Genomic DNA, 18,737 nt, shown 5'->3' with positions numbered 1-18,737 from the left:
TCGCTCGTATTTTTTCTTTTGAAGAAAATTTAGCCATAAAAAAGTGCACCTCCAATTGTTAGACTGTGTCTAACAATCGGGGTGCACTTCAAAGAAGCCGACTTTTATAAAAAGAGTCGGTTATTTTTCTGTCTTGCAAATTATGAAAAAAAGGAGCAAAATAAAAAAGGTCCTGGTCTATACAGGTACAAATGAAAAATTTTATACAGGGGCATTTTAAGTTAGCGAACTTAAAGTGTGTAAAATATACTGATAAACATAAAATAAGATGATGAATGAGAAAACGGGTGATTAAGTTGAATAGAGCGATCGGTGTCATTGATTCAGGAGTAGGTGGATTAACAGTAGCGAAGGAATTAATTCGTCAGTTACCTAAAGAACGTATTATATATTTAGGGGATACAGCGCGTTGCCCTTATGGTCCGCGTTCTCGTGAAGAAGTGCGTAAATTCACGTGGGAAATGACAGAACATTTGTTAGAACTAAACATCAAAATGTTAGTTATTGCATGTAATACAGCAACTGCGGTTGTGTTAGAAGAAATGCAAAAACAATTACCAATTCCAGTAGTTGGAGTTATTCATCCTGGATCACGTACAGCTTTAAAAATGACAAATACGTATCATGTTGGGATTATTGGAACGATTGGCACTGTGAAAAGTGGTGCATATGAAGAGGCGCTAAAGTCTATTAATAACCGTGTTATGGTAGAAAGTTTAGCGTGCCCGCCTTTCGTAGAACTTGTAGAGAGCGGGAATTTCGAAAGTGAAATGGCATATGAAGTTGTAAGAGAAACATTGCAACCGTTGAAAAGTACTGATATTGATACCCTAATTTTAGGGTGTACACATTATCCTATTTTAGGTCCTGTTATTAAAAAGGTAATGGGAGATCAAGTACAATTAATTAGTTCGGGTGATGAAACAGCACGTGAAGTAAGTACGATCCTATACCATAGTAAGATGCTAAATGAGGGAGAAGAACAAAGTGACCACCTCTTCTTAACAACTGGTAAAATAGGTTTGTTTAAAGAAATCGCTTCAAAATGGTTCGGTCAGCCGATTGAAAATGTGAAGCATATTAATTTAGAAACAGAATAATAGTAGATTCATATAAGAGAACCCCTGAGAAATCAGGGGTTTTTTCTGTATAAGTAGCCATAGCTTGTTCTAAAACATGAAACAGCTCGTATACATAATAGTACAAACTTAGATTTTAGGGGGGAATGGCATGCCTAAATCCACTTTTAAATGGGTTGTTGGTGCTACTATGAGTGCAATTTTATTAACAGGGTGTGGCTTATTAAATCAGGAGAAAGCGAAAGAGCAAATTGATCCGCCGAAAAAAGTTACGTATACAGAAGGTGAAAAGAAAGAAACAGCTAAAAAAGATAAACAAGGGCAAACAGTAAATAGAGAGTTATACCTCGTTGATAAAAATGGGTATGTTGTACCGCAAACTATTGCAATGCCTACTCCGAAAGCGAATGAAGTTGTACAGCAAACGTTAGAATATCTTGTGAAAGATGGACCAGTCACAGATTTATTGCCGAATGGATTTCGAGCGGTTCTCCCAGCAAATACAACGATGACCCTAGATTTGAAGAAAGATGGGACAGCGGTAATTGATTTCTCTAAAGAAATGAAAAACTATGCAAAAGAAGAAGAGCGTCAAATTGTTGAATCAGTAGCGTGGACTTTGACGCAATTTAAAGAGATAAAACAAGTGCAGTTCCAAATAAATGGTGAGAAGTTAGCGAAGATGCCTGTAGCGGGTACGCCGCTTGGTGAAGGTGTGAGCCGTGCAAATGGAATTAACTTTGATGATGAACAAGTAGCAGATGTAACGAATACAAAACCGGTTACACTTTATTTTATGGCGCAAAGTAATAAGAAACAATACTATGTACCAGTAACACGCCGCGTTGCAGATGGGAAAGAGAATGATTATTCGACAATTGTGAATGAGCTTGTAAAAGGTCCGATTCAAGGTTCGCTATTAAATGATTTTAATCCAGGGGTTAAGCTTATTACGAATCCAAAAGTAGAGAACGGAAATATTACATTAAACTTTAATGAAAATATATTTGCGAATCAAGACAAAAATATGATTTCAAATTACGTACTGAAATCGTTAGTATTATCTTTAACGGAAAAACAAGGTGTAAAAAATGTTTCTATTGAAGTGAATGGTAAAGCGAATCTTATGGATGAGAAAGGTGAAAAATTAATAAAACCTGTTGATCGTCCACAAAACGTGAATACAGGTAGTTTTTAATCGTGAATAATTTGATATAATTATGTAAGAAAGGGGAATTGCTTTTTGAGTTCCCCTTCTTTTATTGTTATACATATCATACATTTAAATTTGGCTATACTAATGAGTAGTAGTTAAGAGGGGGTTATTTTTATGCGAGTAGATGGTAGAGGGCAAGCGGAACTACGCCATATACATATTCATACAAATTATTTAAAACATCCAGAAGGATCGGTACTAATTGAAGTTGGGGATACAAAGGTAATTTGTTCAGCGACAATTGAAGAGCGTGTACCGCCATTTATGCGTGGAGAAGGAAAAGGATGGGTAACAGCAGAATATGCAATGATTCCACGTGCGACAGAGCAACGTACAATTCGAGAGTCAAGTAAAGGGAAAGTAACGGGTCGTACAATGGAAATCCAGCGTTTAATTGGACGAGCATTACGTGCGGTTGTTGATTTAGAAGCGCTTGGTGAAAGAACAGTGTGGATTGACTGTGATGTAATTCAAGCGGATGGCGGAACGAGAACAGCTTCTATTACAGGTGCTTATGTAGCAATGGTATTAGCTTTTGAAAAATTATTGCAAGCAGAAAAAGTATCTAAAATCCCTGTGAAAGATTATTTAGCAGCAACGTCAGTAGGGATTGTTGAAGAGCAAGGTGTCGTTTTAGATTTAAACTATATAGAAGATTCTAAAGCAGACGTTGATATGAACGTAATTATGACTGGAAAAGGTCAGTTTGTTGAAGTACAAGGAACTGGAGAAGAAGCGACGTTTAGTAGAGCGGAATTAAATGAATTACTTGATGCTGCTGAACAAGGGATTTTCCAACTTGTTGAAAAGCAAAAAGAAGCGTTAGGTGACATCGTATCTCATATAGAGTAGAGGTGGGAAATATGAAGCAAGTTGTTGTAGCGACAAAAAACGTGGGGAAAGTGCGTGAGTTTGCTGAGTTATTTGAGAGATTTGACTTAGAAGTGAAATCTTTACACGATTTTCCTCATATTGAAGAAGTCGAAGAAACTGGTGAAACATTTGAAGAAAACGCAATTTTAAAAGCGGATAGTCTTAGTAAACAATTGAATTCCATCGTAATTGCGGATGACTCTGGTCTTATTGTAGATGCTTTAAACGGGAAACCAGGTGTATATTCAGCTCGTTTTGCTGGAGAACCGAAAGATGATCAAGCGAATATCGATAAAGTTTTGCAAGAGTTAACTGACATCGTTTTAGAAAAACGTACTGCTCGTTTTTACTGTGCGTTAGCAGTTGCCTTCCCTGAAACGGATAAAGAGCCGGTTATTGTAAACGGAACGTGCGAAGGGAAGATTTTAGAACAGCGCCGCGGGGAAAATGGTTTCGGATACGATCCGATTTTTTATGTAGAAGAATATAAAAAAGCGATGGCTGAGCTAAGTTCAGATGAGAAAAACGCAATTAGTCACCGTGGGCGTGCTCTTCGTAAATTAGAAGAAAAAATCCCAGAATGGTTTTTAGAAGAGTAAGGGAGAGAGATTGATGAAAGCTTTAATCGTAAGCGATAGTCATAGCTCTGTGAAGGAATTACAGCAGTTAAAAGAGAAATACGAAGGGAAAGTAGATGTCATGATTCATTGCGGTGATTCAGAGTTAACGCCTGCTCATGAAGAGCTGCAAGGTTTCGATGTTGTAAAAGGTAATTGTGATTATGCTAACTTTCAAGATGAAATTGTAACTGACGTAGAGGGCATTCGTTTCTTAGTTGTACATGGACATCGTCATAATGTGAAAATGACATTACAAACATTAGCGTACCATGCAGAAGAAGTGAGAGCACAAGTTGCATGCTTCGGACATTCTCACGTATTAGGTGCGGAATTCATTGATGGCGTTTTATTTATCAATCCAGGAAGTGTTTTATTACCACGTCAGCGTGTAGAAAAAACATTTGCCTTATTAGAAATGGATGAAAATCAAATGGAAGTTCGTTTTGAAACATTAGATGGACAACTAGTTGAACAAGCAGTTTTTAAAAGAGGATAAGAAAAATTATCCTCTTTTAAAAAAGGTGTTGACTTTATGTGTGGATATACATATAATAAATATTGTCGATAGGACATCGACGCTAAAAACAAACAATAAAATAACATATGCGGGTGTAGTTTAGTGGTAAAACAAGAGCCTTCCAAGCTCTGGTCGAGAGTTCGATTCTCTTCACCCGCTCCATGTCCCAGTAGCTCAGCAGGATAGAGCAACGGCCTTCTAAGCCGTCGGTCGGGAGTTCGAATCTCTCCTGGGACGCTAAGAAAACCTTGTTATCTTTTGATAACAAGGTTTTTTGTTTGTCTTTTTTGAAATCTTACAATTCTGTAAGGTAAGTGTAAGGAAGTTCGATGGTAACACATTACGAATCCTCTATAATGAAGATAACAACGATAAATGAGGAGGAAGAGATGATGAAAGGATTAATCGTAACAGGTTTAACAGTAGCGTTTGGATTTGTAGCATATGAGAAATTAACGTATGTAATTGACGTTGTAAAACATTTAGTAGCTTAGAAAAACTGCCATGAGAGGGAAAGGGAATGAGTGAATGAATGGAATGGTTATTCGGAATTATAGGTACTTGTAGTGTAGTTTTATTGTTCTTTGTCCCGAGTGGTATACTTAGTTCGACAACAAGTTTGTTCTTCTTAAGTTTGTTTGCTTGTACAATGCTTATTATTATGTTTTTAATGAAGCGAAGTAAACCAATCTTCTTTTTTAGCATGATTGTTATGGCAATTATTGTTCTCCAAATTATTACCCTTGTTATATATCCCACAATTATAAAAGCTTTCCATTAATGATGAATCCTCTGCGTCTGTTGCTGAGGGTTTTTGTTTATGAAAAAATGAATTTTATGTAACAGTTTGTTGATTTTTTGTTGTAAAAATTAAATATTCCTATATTTCAAATAAACAGTTTTGGAATGTTGTGTTCTCATTACGCATTTGATATATTTACTGTGAAGATAATTAAAATCTAGAAAAAGAGGCGGACGTATGGATAAAAAAGAAAATACGGTCGTATTGTTTCCGCAACTATCAGAACGCTATATTGACGAAGGTTTTTTAGCGCTGAAAGAGCGAAAATTCGAAGATGCATTGCGCTGCTTTGAAATATTACGTCAGTATAATGCAGAAACGGAACAAACAGAATTAGCTTCAGTTATTTGTTTGCTAGAATTAAAACGTATGGAAGAAGCGAAAGAAAAATGTGAGCAGTTGCTTGAAACAGGAGCTGTATTATTTGGTGATATTCTTGAAACGTATGTAACTATTTTAGTTCAAACAAATGATTATGAAGGTGTTATCGAAACTGTTGAGGAAGTTTTGCAAACGAAAGATATAATTCCAGAGCAAAAGGAAAAACTAGCGCAGCTTGCTTTGTTTGCGCAAGGGATGCTGGATGAGGGAGATATACCGCTAGTGGATTCGAATTTTGAATTGGGAGGATTTACCGATGAACTTTTTGGAGAAAACTTTGGTCAAAAATTAAGGGTAATTCAGAAGCTTTCGTTAAAAGATCTTGATCTCGCACTTCCTGCTTTAAAGAAATTTTTAATAGACGAAGATCAGCACCCGTATTTAAAAACTTCTATTTTGTATAAAATGGTAGAAAATCAAATAGAAGAAGAGATAGAAGTAGAGAAGTTTGGAAATACGATAAAGGTGATACCAGCATTTACAGGTCATAATGAGGAGCAATCCGATAAAATTATACATAAATTATCAAGCCGATTAGAGCAAAGTTATCCAGATATATTTGATACAATGGTTACATACTGGAAAGAATTACAAATTAGCATTTTCCCATTCCCTCTATTAATGGATAAAGTAGAAATTTGGGCTGCCGTCATAGAGAGAATTGGAAGAAAGCGTTTCGGATTGGCTATTGATGAAGAAGAACTTATGACAGCATACAATATCGAGTTTGAGGAATTTCATATTGCTTATCAATGGTTACTACGCGTTGAAAGAGAAGGGTATTTGCCCGTATAATTATGAAAAAGAATCGTTCAGTTATTGAAACGAGCATATTCTATGTTATAATGTAAGGGTTGCAAAAGGCAGAAAACTGCCTGTTTGTAAGAGAAGAGGAGTATAATTCTCTTACTTAATATGTTTCATATTAGTCTCGAACAAAATATACCGTAGTTGTCTTTTAGACAATTAGTAGATTGGAACTTTATATCTGAAAGCTTTTGCTAGAGGATTATTTGTACATTTGTTATTTCAAAAAAGAGATAATAAAAATCTTAATCTATAGAGGTATGTGCATACATTATTATAGTTGGAGGGAAAGAATAAATGTCTACAAAATGGGAAAAATTAGAAGGTAACGTTGGCGTTTTAACAATCGAAGTTGATGCTAAAGAAGTAAACAACTCTATCGACGCTGCATTCAAAAAAGTAGTAAAAACAATTAATGTACCAGGTTTCCGTAAAGGAAAAATGCCTCGTCCATTATTCGAACAACGCTTTGGTATTGAATCTTTATACCAAGATGCTTTAGATATCATCTTGCCAAAAGCATACGGTGAAGCAATCGATGAAGCTGGTATCTTCCCAGTTGCTCATCCTGAGATTGACATCGAGAAATTCGAAAAAGGCCAAAACTTAATTTTCACTGCAAAAGTTACAGTAAAACCTGAAGTTAAATTAGGTGATTACAAAGGTTTAGCAGTAGAAAAAGTTGAAACAACTGTAACTGACGAAGATGTAGAGAACGAAGTAAAAGCTTTACAAGAGCGTCAAGCTGAACTAGTTGTTAAAGAAGAGGGAACTGTTGAAAACGGTGATACAGCTGTAATCGACTTCGAAGGTTTCGTTGATGGCGAAGCATTTGAAGGCGGAAAAGGCGAAAACTATTCTCTTGCAATCGGTTCTGGTACTTTCATCCCAGGTTTCGAAGAGCAAGTAATTGGTCTTAAATCTGGTGATTCTAAAGAAGTTGAAGTATCATTCCCAGAAGAGTACCATGCTGCTGAATTAGCTGGTAAACCAGCAACATTCAAAGTAACAATTCACGAAATCAAAACAAAAGAACTTCCTGAGTTAAACGACGAGTTCGCTAAAGAAGCTGACGAAGCGGTTGCAACTCTTGATGAATTAAAAGCAAAACTTCGCACAAACTTAGAAGAAGGCAAAAAGCACGAAGCTGAGCACAAAGTACGTGACGAAGTAGTAGAATTAGCTGCTGCTAACGCTGAAATCGACATTCCAGAAGCTATGATCGACACAGAGTTAGATCGTATGGTTCGTGAATTCGAGCAACGTTTAAGCCAACAAGGTATGAACCTTGAGCTTTACTACCAATTCACAGGTACTGACGCTGACAAATTAAAAGAGCAAATGAAAGAGGATGCACAAAAACGTGTAAGAATCAACCTTGTTCTTGAAGCTATCATTGAAGCTGAAAACATCGAAGTTACTGAAGAAGAAGTAACTGCAGAAGTTGAAAAAATGGCTGAAATGTACGGTATGCCAGTAGACGCTATCAAGCAAGCTCTTGGAAGTGTAGACGCTTTATCTGAAGATCTTAAAGTGCGTAAAGCTGTAGACTTCTTAGTAGACAACAGCAAAGCTGCATAATAAAATAACAAGGCGCGATTTTAATCGTGCCTTGTTTTATAAATATAGAAATATATTTATAAAACTTTTCGATGAAGAAGGAAAAGTTCCTTTATAAGTCGAATATACATATTTCAAAAGTTTCAAAAAATTTTATCTGTACATAACTAGTCATATTATTTGTATTTCTCGCCGCGTAGTGACATAATATGTATTTACATACGATACATTTATCGTGTACATACGAAGGCAAGAGGTTAGCACTTTGTAAGGGGTGTGAAAATATGTTTAAATTTAATGATGAAAAAGGGCAATTAAAATGTTCTTTCTGTGGTAAAACACAGACGCAAGTTCGTAAGTTAGTTGCAGGTCCAGGTGTTTACATTTGTGACGAGTGTATCGAGCTTTGTACTGAAATTGTACAAGAGGAGCTTGCGAAGGATGAAGAAGTAGAATTCAAAGATGTACCGAAACCGGTAGAAATTCGTGAAATCTTAGATGAGTATGTCATCGGACAAGATAACGCGAAAAAAGCACTAGCGGTAGCGGTATATAACCATTACAAACGCATTAATTCTAACAGCAAAATTGATGATGTAGAATTAGCGAAGAGTAATATTTCACTTATTGGGCCAACTGGTAGTGGTAAAACATTATTGGCACAAACATTAGCGCGTATTTTAAATGTTCCATTTGCGATCGCGGACGCAACATCTTTAACAGAAGCTGGATATGTTGGGGAAGATGTAGAAAACATCTTACTAAAATTAATCCAAGCGGCTGATTATGATGTAGAGAAAGCGGAAAAAGGAATCATTTATATTGATGAGATTGATAAAGTGGCACGTAAGTCCGAAAATCCATCAATTACACGTGATGTATCTGGTGAAGGTGTACAGCAGGCACTTCTGAAAATTTTAGAAGGTACTGTAGCAAGCGTTCCGCCTCAAGGTGGCCGTAAGCACCCGCATCAAGAGTTTATTCAAATTGATACAACGAATATCTTATTCATTTGTGGTGGAGCGTTTGATGGCATCGAGCCAATTATTAAACGCCGCCTTGGTGAAAAAGTAATTGGATTTGGTTCTGAGAAGAAAAATGCTGATGTAAACGAGAAGCATGTTTTATCTCACGTTTTACCAGAGGACCTTTTAAGATTCGGTTTAATTCCGGAGTTTATCGGTCGTCTTCCAGTTATTGCGAACCTAGAGCCGCTTGATGAAGATGCTCTTGTAGATATTTTAACTAAACCCAAAAACGCACTTGTTAAGCAATTCCAAAAACTATTGGAGCTTGACGATGTTGAGTTAGAGTTTGAAGAAGGTGCACTGATTGAGATTGCGAAAAAAGCAATTGAACGTAAAACAGGTGCTCGTGGACTTCGTTCAATTATTGAAGGCTTAATGCTTGATGTAATGTTCGAACTTCCATCTCGCAAAGATATCGAGAAGTGTATTCTTACAAAAGAAACAGTAGCTGATAATGAGCCACCGAAATTGGTGTTACAAGATGGTACTGTACTTGATACAAAAACATCTGCATAATGTGAAGGAGAAACAGCAATTTTTATAATTGCTGTTTTTCTTTATGTTTAGCACTATTCCTCCCAGGAAATACTAAAAGATAAAACATAGCGGGAGGAAATGAATTATGAGCTGGACAAATATATTTTTACTTGTTCAACTTGTTTTTGGCGTAATTGTCGGATTGTATTTTTGGCATTTACTTCGAAATCAGCGAACACAAAAAGTTTCAATTGATCGAGAATCGAAAAAAGAATTAGAGCAACTTCGTAAAATGCGTGAGATTTCTTTAACAGAGCCACTTGCGGAAAAGGTACGTCCTACATCCTTTTTAGACATTGTAGGGCAAGAAGACGGAATTAAGTCGTTAAAAGCGGCTCTTTGTGGTCCTAATCCGCAACATGTGATCATATATGGTCCGCCAGGTGTCGGAAAGACAGCGGCAGCACGCCTTGTATTAGAAGAAGCAAAACGAAATCCGAAATCTCCATTTCGTACGAATGCAACATTTATCGAACTTGATGCGACGACAGCTAGGTTTGATGAACGTGGTATTGCAGATCCTTTAATTGGTTCAGTGCATGATCCGATCTATCAAGGAGCGGGTGCAATGGGGCAAGCGGGTATCCCACAACCGAAAAAAGGGGCTGTAACAGATGCGCATGGTGGTATTTTGTTCATTGATGAGATTGGTGAATTACATCCGATTCAAATGAACAAAATGCTAAAGGTGTTAGAAGATCGGAAAGTATTTTTGGAAAGTGCGTACTATAGTGAAGAAAATTCGATGATCCCAACGTATATACATGATATTTTTCAAAAAGGTTTACCAGCAGATTTTCGCCTAGTTGGTGCAACGACACGTTCACCAGAGGAGATTCCACCTGCAATTCGGTCGCGTTGTTTAGAAGTGTTCTTCCGTGAATTAGATACAGAAGAAATCCAAAAGGTAGCTAAAAATGCAGCTGATAAGGTGGAAATGCAAATAGGTGAAAACGGTATTGAAATGATTGGAATGTATGCAAGAAATGGACGGGAAGCAATTAATCTCGTGCAAATTTCTACTGGTATGGCGATAAATGAAGAACGTTCTTTCATTAAAGATGAAGATATTGAGTGGGTTGTTCACTCGAGTCAACTTACACCAAAGTACGAAAAACGTATTTATCCAATTCCAAGGATTGGTCTTGTAAACGGGCTTGCTGTATATGGACCGAATACAGGCGCGTTATTAGAAATTGAGGTAACAGCTATTCCTGCGAAAGATAAAGGGTCAGTAAATGTAACTGGAATTGTAGAAGAGGAAAGTATTGGTAGCCAAACGAAATCGATTCGTCGAAAAAGTATGGCGAAAGGTTCTGTTGATAATGTGTTAACAGTACTTCGTTCTCTAGATGTGTTGCCAGAAGGGTATGATATACATATTAATTTTCCAGGTGGTATCCCGATTGATGGTCCTTCGGCAGGAATTGCTATGGCAACAGGTGTCTATTCAGCGGTGCATCGTACGTATGTGAACAATGAAGTAGCGATGACAGGTGAGATAAGTATCCACGGAGAGGTGAAGCCTATTGGTGGTGTGTACGCAAAAATAAAAGCTGCGAAAAAAGCAGGAGCTAAGAAAGTCATCATTCCTGCGGAAAACATGCAACCATTTTTGTATACTATTAAGGGAATTGAAATCATTCCCGTTCGCAAACTAAAAGAAGTATTTGAGCTAACATTTATGCAGGAAAACAAGCATCGTGAGCTTGATGTACATAATACTTTGGACGAAACAGATGCACAATCAATGTGAGAATAAATAATAATAAAATTTGCCAGACTTCGTTTAAGTTTGTATGCTTAAGCGGAGTTCTTTTTCTTTTCATGAGGCAGAAAAAAACAGGGGATTTACAATTACGAAGAATCTCTGCAATTGCATCTAGATGTATTGTAATATAAAATAGTTGAACAGGAGTTTAATTTATTATGGAGGTGCTATGTCTAGTATGAATGCGAACGAAAGAATCGTGCCCCTCCTACCATTAAGAGGCGTTCTCGTATATCCAACGATGGTTCTGCATCTTGATGTAGGACGTGATAAATCGATACAAGCACTAGAGCAGGCGGCAATGGATGAAAATATCATCTTTTTAGCAATGCAAAAAGAAATGAATATCGACGATCCGAAAGATGATGACATATATAGTGTAGGTACAGTGGCGAAAGTGAAGCAAATGTTAAAATTGCCGAACGGTACGCTTCGTGTCCTTGTAGAAGGTTTACATAGAGCAGAAGTAATAGAGTTTATTGAAGAAGAAAATGTAGTAAAAGTTTCTATTAGAACGGTAACTGAAGAAGTAGAAGATGATTTAGAAGAGAAGGCTCTTATGCGTACGTTACTGGAGCATTTCGAACAATATATTAAAGTTTCGAAAAAAGTTTCAAATGAAACATTTGCAACGGTAGCTGATGTAGAAGAACCAGGAAGACTAGCTGATTTAATTGCTTCTCACTTGCCGATTAAAACGAAGCAGAAACAAGAGATTTTAGAGATTGTATCTGTGAAAGAACGATTACATACACTTATTTCAATTATTCAAGATGAACAAGAATTACTTAGCCTAGAAAAGAAAATTGGACAAAAAGTGAAACGTTCAATGGAGCGCACGCAAAAAGAATATTTCCTACGTGAGCAAATGAAGGCGATTCAAACTGAACTTGGTGATAAAGAAGGCAAGGGCGGGGAAGTTGAAGAACTTCGTGAGAAAATTGAACAGTCAGGAATGCCTGAAGAAACAACGAAGGCTGCACTGAAAGAATTAGATCGCTATGAAAAGTTGCCAGCAAGTTCTGCGGAGAGCGGTGTTATTCGCAATTATATTGATTGGTTATTAGCACTTCCGTGGACTGAAGCGACAGAAGATTTAATTGATCTTGCTCATTCTGAAGAGATTTTGAACAAAGATCATTACGGTCTTGAAAAAGTGAAAGAGCGCGTACTTGAATATTTAGCTGTACAGAAGTTAACGAATTCATTAAAAGGACCTATCCTTTGCTTAGTAGGACCTCCTGGGGTCGGGAAAACTTCGTTAGCGCGTTCGATTGCAACATCATTGAATCGTAATTTTGTTCGTGTATCTCTTGGTGGTGTACGTGATGAATCTGAAATTCGTGGTCACCGTCGTACATATGTAGGAGCGATGCCAGGACGTATTATTCAAGGTATGAAAAAGGCGAAAACAGTTAATCCAGTCTTCTTATTAGATGAGATTGATAAAATGTCTAACGATTTCAGGGGAGATCCATCAGCGGCATTACTTGAAGTGTTAGATCCAGAACAAAATCATAACTTCAGTGATCATTACATTGAAGAGCCATATGATTTATCAAAAGTTATGTTCGTTGCAACTGCGAATACACTTGCAAGTGTTCCAGGCCCTCTTCTGGATCGAATGGAAATCATTTCGATTGCTGGTTATACAGAACTTGAAAAGGTGCACATTGCTCGTGAGCATTTACTGCCGAAACAATTAAAAGAGCACGGCTTACGAAAAGGTAATTTACAAGTGCGTGATGAAGCGCTTCTTGAAATTATTCGTTATTATACGCGCGAGGCTGGTGTTCGTACGTTAGAGCGTCAAATTGCAAAAGTTTGTCGTAAAGCAGCAAAAATTATTGTTACAGCAGAACGCAAGCGCATTGTTGTAACGGAGAAAAATGTTGTTGATTTACTTGGTAAGCACATATTCCGTTATGGGCAAGCTGAAAAAACAGACCAAGTTGGTATGGCGACAGGTTTAGCATACACAGCAGCTGGTGGAGATACACTTGCAATTGAAGTGTCTGTAGCACCAGGAAAAGGGAAATTAATTTTAACAGGAAAACTTGGGGATGTTATGAAAGAATCCGCACAAGCAGCGTTTAGCTATATTCGTTCTCGTGCAGAAGAGCTTCATATCGATCCAGATTTCCATGAGAAAAACGATATTCATATTCATGTTCCAGAAGGAGCAGTTCCAAAAGATGGACCGTCAGCAGGTATTACGATGGCAACGGCACTTATTTCGGCACTAACAGGTATTCCTGTAAGTAAAGAAGTTGGTATGACAGGTGAAATTACACTTCGTGGTCGTGTATTACCAATTGGTGGTTTGAAAGAAAAAACATTAAGTGCTCACCGCGCAGGCTTAACAAAAATTATTTTGCCAGCAGAGAACGAGAAAGATTTAGATGATATTCCAGAGAGCGTAAAAGAAAACCTTACGTTTGTGCTTGCATCTCATTTAGACGAAGTATTGGAGCACGCATTAGTAGGAGTGAAACAATGAAAGTAACAAAAGCAGATATTGTAATTAGTGCCGTGAAACCGGAACAATATCCAGACAGTGATTTACCAGAAATTGCCTTGGCAGGTCGTTCTAATGTCGGGAAGTCTTCCTTTATTAATAAAATTTTAAATCGTAAAAAGTTAGTACGTATTTCTTCTAAACCAGGAAAAACGCAAACGCTGAACTTTTTCTTAATCAATGAAATGATGCATTTTGTTGACGTTCCAGGTTATGGATATGCGAAAGTATCTAAATCGGAGCGTGCGGCATGGGGTAAGATGATTGAAACGTACTTTACAACACGTGAGCAATTAGACGCTGCTGTATTAGTAGTTGATTTACGTCACCAACCAACAAAAGATGACGTGATGATGTATGATTTCTTAAAGCATTATGAAATCCCAACAATCATTATTGCAACGAAGGCCGATAAAATTCCGAAAGGGAAATGGCAAAAGCATTTAAAAGTTGTAAAAGAAACGCTTGCTGTTGAAATTGGCGATGAAATCGTTCTATTCTCTTCTGAAACAGGACTTGGAAAAGAAGAGGCATGGAAAGCAATTCATAAAATGACAAAAACAAAAAACGCGTGACGAATGTCGCGCGTTTTTTTATTTACGTAACTTTTTAGCGTACGTTTAATGTAACTTCAATATTTCCTCTTGTTGCTTTAGAGTAAGGACATACACCGTGAGCAGCTTCTACAAGTTCTTGTGCTTCGGCATGAGAAACGCCAGCGACATGTACATCAAGTACAGCAGATAGTCCGAAACCACCATCTGTATCTTTCCCGATAGAAACGTGTGCAGTAACTTCTGTACTTTCCACTTTCACACGTTTTGTACGAATGACAAGTTGTAATGCACTATCAAAGCAAGCTGCATAACCAGCTGCAAATAGTTGTTCTGGATTTGTTGCCTCTCCGCCTGCGCCACCTAGTGCCTTTGGCATTTTCACATCAAGATTTAATATGCCATCATCTGAAACTACTTTCCCATTTCGTCCACCTGTTGCTGTTACTGAAGCTGTATATAATTTATCCATGTTTATTCCCCTTTTCTATCATTAATTATTTTCATGGTTTCAATTAATTTATTTAATTGGATTAATAAAGAACGATATTCTTGTTCTGTAATTCCTAAATTTGTAGCCATCGTTGTCGGTAATGAACAAGCCTTTTCTTTTAAATCTTTACCTTGTTCCGTTAATTCGATACAAACTTTTCGCTCGTCTTCCTTTGAACGAACACGTTTTACAAGTTTTAATGATTCCATCCGTTTTAACATAGGTGTTAAAGTACCAGAATCTAAAAATAGACGTTCTCCAATTTCTTTTACTGTTAGTCCGTCTTGTTCCCATAGTACGAGTAAAGTAATGTACTGGGGGTACGTAATGCCCATTTCTTCTAAATATGGTCGGTAAAAACGGGTAACTTCTCTTGAACAAGCGTAAATAGAAAAACAAAGTTGTTTATCTAGATGCAAAGAATCTTTTTTCATGAGTAACTCCTTTCTTTTTAGGTTGTGCACAATTTAATTTTGTAAAATTAATATAACGAAAAAGAAATACAATGTCAAATACATTGTATTGAGAAAGTGAGTGCTATATTTTGGAACAATCATACATATTTTCCTTCGTTATGAAAGAAGATAGAAAAGATGATGGTATAATTAATATGGAATAGTTTCCATCACTTGATTATGAGGACTTTTTTTGGTAACGTACAAATAGAGTTATTATTTTATAATTATTATAAAGTAGAAAGTTATTTCATAAGATTTACTGAATCTCCTGTACTACATACGGAGAATATATAAAAACAATCGATTGTTCACACGATTGTCAGATTCATAAGAGGAAAGTTGTATTATGATAGTAGATAAAGTGATAAAACGGGTGAAGGGGGACATGCTGCGTGCATATTCTTGTTGTTAGTGTAAATTATCGAACAGCCCCTGTAGAATTTCGTGAGAAACTCACATTTCAGGCAGCAGAGCTAGAGCAAGCAATGACTACATTACAAAATCAAAAGAGCGTGCTAGAAAATGTCATTGTATCAACTTGTAATCGCACTGAGATTTACGCTGTTGTGGATCAATTACACACGGGACGATATTACATTAAGAAGTTTTTAGCTGATTGGTTTCAGCTTGAAATAGAAGAAGTCGCACCATACTTGTCTATTTTTGAACAAGATGGCGCAATAGATCATTTATTCCGCGTAACATGCGGTTTAGATTCCATGGTTGTTGGAGAGACACAGATTTTAGGTCAGATAAAAGATAGCTTTTTAGAAGCACAACAAGTAAAAGCGACAGGTACAATTTTTAATGAACTGTTTAAGCAAGTGGTTACATTAGCAAAACGTGCGCACTCAGAAACGACAATTGGTGGAAGTGCGATGTCTGTTAGTTATGCTGCTGTTGAGCTTGGAAAGAAAATATTTGGCGAGTTAACAGATTGTCATGTACTTATTCTTGGTGCTGGTAAGATGGGTGAACTTGCATTGCAAAACTTATACGGAAGTGGAGCTCGTAAAGTAACAGTTATGAATAGGACGCTTACGAAAGCGGAAGTGATGGCTGAGAAATATATGGGACATGCAAAGCCTTTAAGTGAATTGCAATGTGCATTATTAGAAGCAGATATTTTAATTAGTTCAACTGGTGCATCAGAATATGTCATTACGAAAGAGATGATGACGAAAGTAGAGAAAATGCGCTCTGGTCGTCCGTTATTTATGGTTGACATTGCAGTACCACGTGATATTGATCCTGCAATTGATGAACTAGAAGGTTCTTTCTTATATGATATCGATGATCTGCAAGGTGTAGTGGAAGCAAACCGTGCTGAACGTTTGAAAGAAGCAGAGAAAATCCAATTTATGATTGAAGAGGAAATTGTGTTATTTAAAACGTGGTTAAGTACGCTTGGTGTTGTGCCGTTAATATCGGCTCTTCGTGATAAAGCGCTAGCAATTCAAAGTGACACGATGGAAAGTCTTGAGCGAAAAATACCAACTCTTAGTGATCGTGAGAAAAAAGTAATTAGTAAACATACGAAAAGTATTATTAATCAATTGTTAAAAGACCCAATTTTAGTAGCTAAAGAACTAGCTGCTGAAGAGGGAGCTGACGAAAAATTAGCTCTATTTGCGAAGATTTTTGATTTAGAAGCGGAAGAAACCGCAGAAGATACGGAAGAAGTAGAACATAAAAGAGCGTGGACACCATCCGTTCCATCTTTATAATTTGGAAGGATGATCGGATGAGTTTTTTAAATAACAGTATTATTTATCATATTGCAATTATTTTATATGCTTGTAGCATTAGTTTATATTTTATAGATTATTTCCAAAGTAACCGAAAGGCGAATCGATTTGCTTTTTGGTTACTTTCGATTGTATGGGTTCTGCAGTCTATTTTTATGTTGCTTAGGGCTACTGATTCAGAAACGAATCCCATTTTGACTTTATTATCAGGGATTTATTTTTATGTTTGGTTATTGATTACGATGTCATTAATCATTAATCGATTTATGCGAATTGACTTTTTAGTCTTTTTTACAAACGTTGTCGCATTTGGCGTAAGCGCTTTTTCTATTTTTACACCGCTTGGAAAGATGTCGCCAGTACTTGCAGAACAATTAGTGTCAGAACTTGTATACGTGCATGTCGGTATGGCGATTATTTCCTATGCAACGTTTACTGTATCGTTTATTTTTTCTATTATGTATTTATTGCAATATCGGCTATTAAAAAAGAAAAAATGGAATGCGAGATTAAGAAGATTAGGAAATTTGCCGAAGCTTGAATCTATGTCTTATGGATTAAATTTATTTTCTGTTCCGTTTTTCTTATTAGCAATTATATTAGGGTGCATATGGGGATATACAAAGTTGGATAATTTCCATTGGTATGATACGAAAGTAATCGGGTCTTTTGTCGTCCTATTTACATATTGTGCAGGCTTATATTTACGAGCGGCAGATGTGTTGCAAGGTAAGAAAATTGTGCAGTGGAATATCGGGGCATTTCTCGTAATGCTAGTTAACATTTTTCTATTAAGCAGTTTATCTAATTTCCACTTTTGGTATTTATAATGAGGAGAGAGAATTATGCGCAAAATTATTGTAGGTTCACGAAAGAGTAAACTAGCATTAACACAAACAAATTGGTTTATCGATCAGTTAAAAGCGTTCGGCTTACCATATGAATTTGAAGTGAAAGAAATCGTTACAAAAGGTGATGTTATTTTAGACGTTACTCTTTCAAAAGTAGGCGGAAAAGGTTTATTTGTAAAGGAAATTGAACACGCGTTACTGACGAAAGAAATTGATATGGCTGTACATAGTATGAAAGATATGCCGGCTGTACTGCCAGAAGGATTAATGATTGGTTGTACACCAAAGCGTGTTGACCCTCGTGATGCTTTTATTTCTAAAAACGGAGAATCGTTTAAAGACTTAGCGGAAGGGGCGATATTAGGGACGAGTAGCTTGAGACGTAGTGCACAACTACTAGCTGCGAGACCAGATTTACAAGTGAAGTGGATTCGTGGAAACATCGATACACGCTTACGTAAGTTGAAAGATGAAGATTACGATGCAATTATTTTAGCGACAGCTGGATTACAGAGAATGGGCTGGGATGATGAAGTTATTACAGAACATTTAGATGAAACGTTATGTGTACCAGCCGTAGGACAAGGTGCATTAGCGATTGAGTGTCGTGAAGACGATAAGGATTTACTGGAGTTGTTATCACATATTAATGATGCAGTAACAGAAAAAACAGTGGCAGCAGAGCGAGTATTCCTTCATAAACTTGAAGGTGGATGCCAAGTTCCAATCGCTGGATATGCAACCCTTAAAGAAAATGATGCAATTGAATTAACTGCGCTTGTCGGTTCTATGGACGGTTCTGTTTTATTGAAAGAGACAGTATTAGGAACTGATCCAGAGCAAGTAGGATTAGAAGCTGCAGACCGTTTAATTAAACAAGGAGCAAAAGAGCTCATCCTTGCTGCAAATAAGGAGCAACAATAA

The 18,737-nt window shown here is 36.9% G+C and carries 17 protein-coding genes and 2 tRNA genes; 17 read left to right on the top strand and 2 right to left on the bottom strand.

The window, feature by feature from the left end; all coding sequences use genetic code 11:
* Positions 1–287: 287 nt before the first annotated feature.
* The 14 genes from racE to ysxC all read left to right on the top strand — a co-directional run bounded on the left by racE (position 288) and on the right by ysxC (position 14,284).
* Positions 288–1,100: a glutamate racemase gene (gene racE, locus MR109_RS05015; protein WP_002173646.1), complete on the top strand. Its 813-nt coding sequence runs from the start codon at positions 288–290 to the stop codon at positions 1,098–1,100.
* 130 nt (positions 1,101–1,230) lie between these two features.
* Positions 1,231–2,277 carry a GerMN domain-containing protein gene (locus tag MR109_RS05010; protein ID WP_071718524.1) on the top strand — a complete coding sequence of 349 codons (1,047 nt, stop codon included), beginning with the start codon at positions 1,231–1,233 and terminating at the stop codon, positions 2,275–2,277.
* Positions 2,278–2,409: 132 nt separating this feature from the next.
* Complete coding sequence (rph, locus tag MR109_RS05005; protein WP_025147511.1) at positions 2,410–3,147, top strand: ribonuclease PH; 738 nt, start codon at positions 2,410–2,412, stop codon at positions 3,145–3,147.
* A gap of 11 nt (positions 3,148–3,158) precedes the next feature.
* Positions 3,159–3,767 (top strand): XTP/dITP diphosphatase, encoded by a 609-nt coding sequence (locus MR109_RS05000; RefSeq protein ID WP_025147510.1) that lies wholly within the window; start codon positions 3,159–3,161, stop codon positions 3,765–3,767.
* Positions 3,768–3,780: 13 nt separating this feature from the next.
* Positions 3,781–4,284 carry a metallophosphoesterase gene (locus MR109_RS04995; RefSeq protein WP_048372970.1) on the top strand — a complete coding sequence of 168 codons (504 nt, stop codon included), beginning with the start codon at positions 3,781–3,783 and terminating at the stop codon, positions 4,282–4,284.
* 109 nt (positions 4,285–4,393) lie between these two features.
* Positions 4,394–4,467, top strand: a tRNA-Gly gene (locus MR109_RS04990).
* Between the two features lies 1 nt (position 4,468).
* Positions 4,469–4,542: transfer RNA gene (locus tag MR109_RS04985), tRNA-Arg, on the top strand.
* A gap of 295 nt (positions 4,543–4,837) precedes the next feature.
* On the top strand, positions 4,838–5,086 hold the full coding sequence (locus MR109_RS04980) for a hypothetical protein (RefSeq protein ID WP_002173640.1): 249 nt from the start codon (positions 4,838–4,840) through the stop codon (positions 5,084–5,086).
* Positions 5,087–5,284: 198 nt separating this feature from the next.
* On the top strand, positions 5,285–6,283 hold the full coding sequence (locus tag MR109_RS04975) for a hypothetical protein (protein ID WP_242271212.1): 999 nt from the start codon (positions 5,285–5,287) through the stop codon (positions 6,281–6,283).
* 309 nt (positions 6,284–6,592) lie between these two features.
* Positions 6,593–7,876 (top strand): trigger factor, encoded by a 1,284-nt coding sequence (gene tig / locus MR109_RS04970; RefSeq protein WP_002173638.1) that lies wholly within the window; start codon positions 6,593–6,595, stop codon positions 7,874–7,876.
* 263 nt (positions 7,877–8,139) lie between these two features.
* Positions 8,140–9,399 (top strand): ATP-dependent protease ATP-binding subunit ClpX, encoded by a 1,260-nt coding sequence (gene clpX, locus MR109_RS04965; RefSeq protein WP_000472286.1) that lies wholly within the window; start codon positions 8,140–8,142, stop codon positions 9,397–9,399.
* Between the two features lie 106 nt (positions 9,400–9,505).
* The gene (gene lonB, locus MR109_RS04960; protein WP_025147506.1) at positions 9,506–11,176 is read left to right on the top strand and encodes an ATP-dependent protease LonB; all 1,671 of its coding nucleotides are present in this window, start codon (positions 9,506–9,508) and stop codon (positions 11,174–11,176) included.
* Between the two features lie 184 nt (positions 11,177–11,360).
* The gene (lon, locus tag MR109_RS04955) at positions 11,361–13,691 is read left to right on the top strand and encodes an endopeptidase La (protein ID WP_098473570.1); all 2,331 of its coding nucleotides are present in this window, start codon (positions 11,361–11,363) and stop codon (positions 13,689–13,691) included.
* Positions 13,688–14,284 (top strand): ribosome biogenesis GTP-binding protein YsxC, encoded by a 597-nt coding sequence (ysxC, locus tag MR109_RS04950; RefSeq protein ID WP_048372976.1) that lies wholly within the window; start codon positions 13,688–13,690, stop codon positions 14,282–14,284. Before lon ends, ysxC begins: the two co-directional genes overlap by 4 nt.
* Before the next feature lie 34 nt (positions 14,285–14,318).
* Here the strand turns inward: ysxC and MR109_RS04945 are convergent, their stop codons facing one another.
* Together MR109_RS04945 and MR109_RS04940 are read right to left on the bottom strand one after the other, a co-directional pair.
* Entirely contained in the window at positions 14,319–14,735 is a 417-nt protein-coding gene (locus tag MR109_RS04945) for an organic hydroperoxide resistance protein (RefSeq protein WP_000359777.1), read from the bottom strand.
* Positions 14,736–14,737: 2 nt separating this feature from the next.
* On the bottom strand, positions 14,738–15,190 hold the full coding sequence (locus tag MR109_RS04940; RefSeq protein WP_025147503.1) for a MarR family winged helix-turn-helix transcriptional regulator: 453 nt from the start codon (positions 15,188–15,190) through the stop codon (positions 14,738–14,740).
* A gap of 416 nt (positions 15,191–15,606) precedes the next feature.
* On the opposite strand from MR109_RS04940, the gene hemA reads away from it, so the two are divergent.
* Genes hemA through hemC form a run of 3 tightly spaced genes read left to right on the top strand, consistent with a single transcriptional unit; the run spans position 15,607 to position 18,737 of the window.
* Positions 15,607–16,941, top strand: a complete 1,335-nt coding sequence (hemA, locus tag MR109_RS04935) for a glutamyl-tRNA reductase (protein WP_048372977.1) — start codon at positions 15,607–15,609, stop codon at positions 16,939–16,941.
* Between the two features lie 17 nt (positions 16,942–16,958).
* Complete coding sequence (locus tag MR109_RS04930) at positions 16,959–17,792, top strand: cytochrome c biogenesis protein (RefSeq protein ID WP_002173632.1); 834 nt, start codon at positions 16,959–16,961, stop codon at positions 17,790–17,792.
* A 15-nt stretch (positions 17,793–17,807) separates the two neighbouring features.
* On the top strand, positions 17,808–18,737 hold the full coding sequence (hemC, locus tag MR109_RS04925; RefSeq protein WP_242271211.1) for a hydroxymethylbilane synthase: 930 nt from the start codon (positions 17,808–17,810) through the stop codon (positions 18,735–18,737).

This window comes from Bacillus cereus group sp. BfR-BA-01310 (assembly GCF_022664325.1).
GTDB lineage: Bacteria > Bacillota > Bacilli > Bacillales > Bacillaceae_G > Bacillus_A > Bacillus_A paramycoides.
This window is presented reverse-complemented; position numbering and strand designations above follow the sequence as displayed.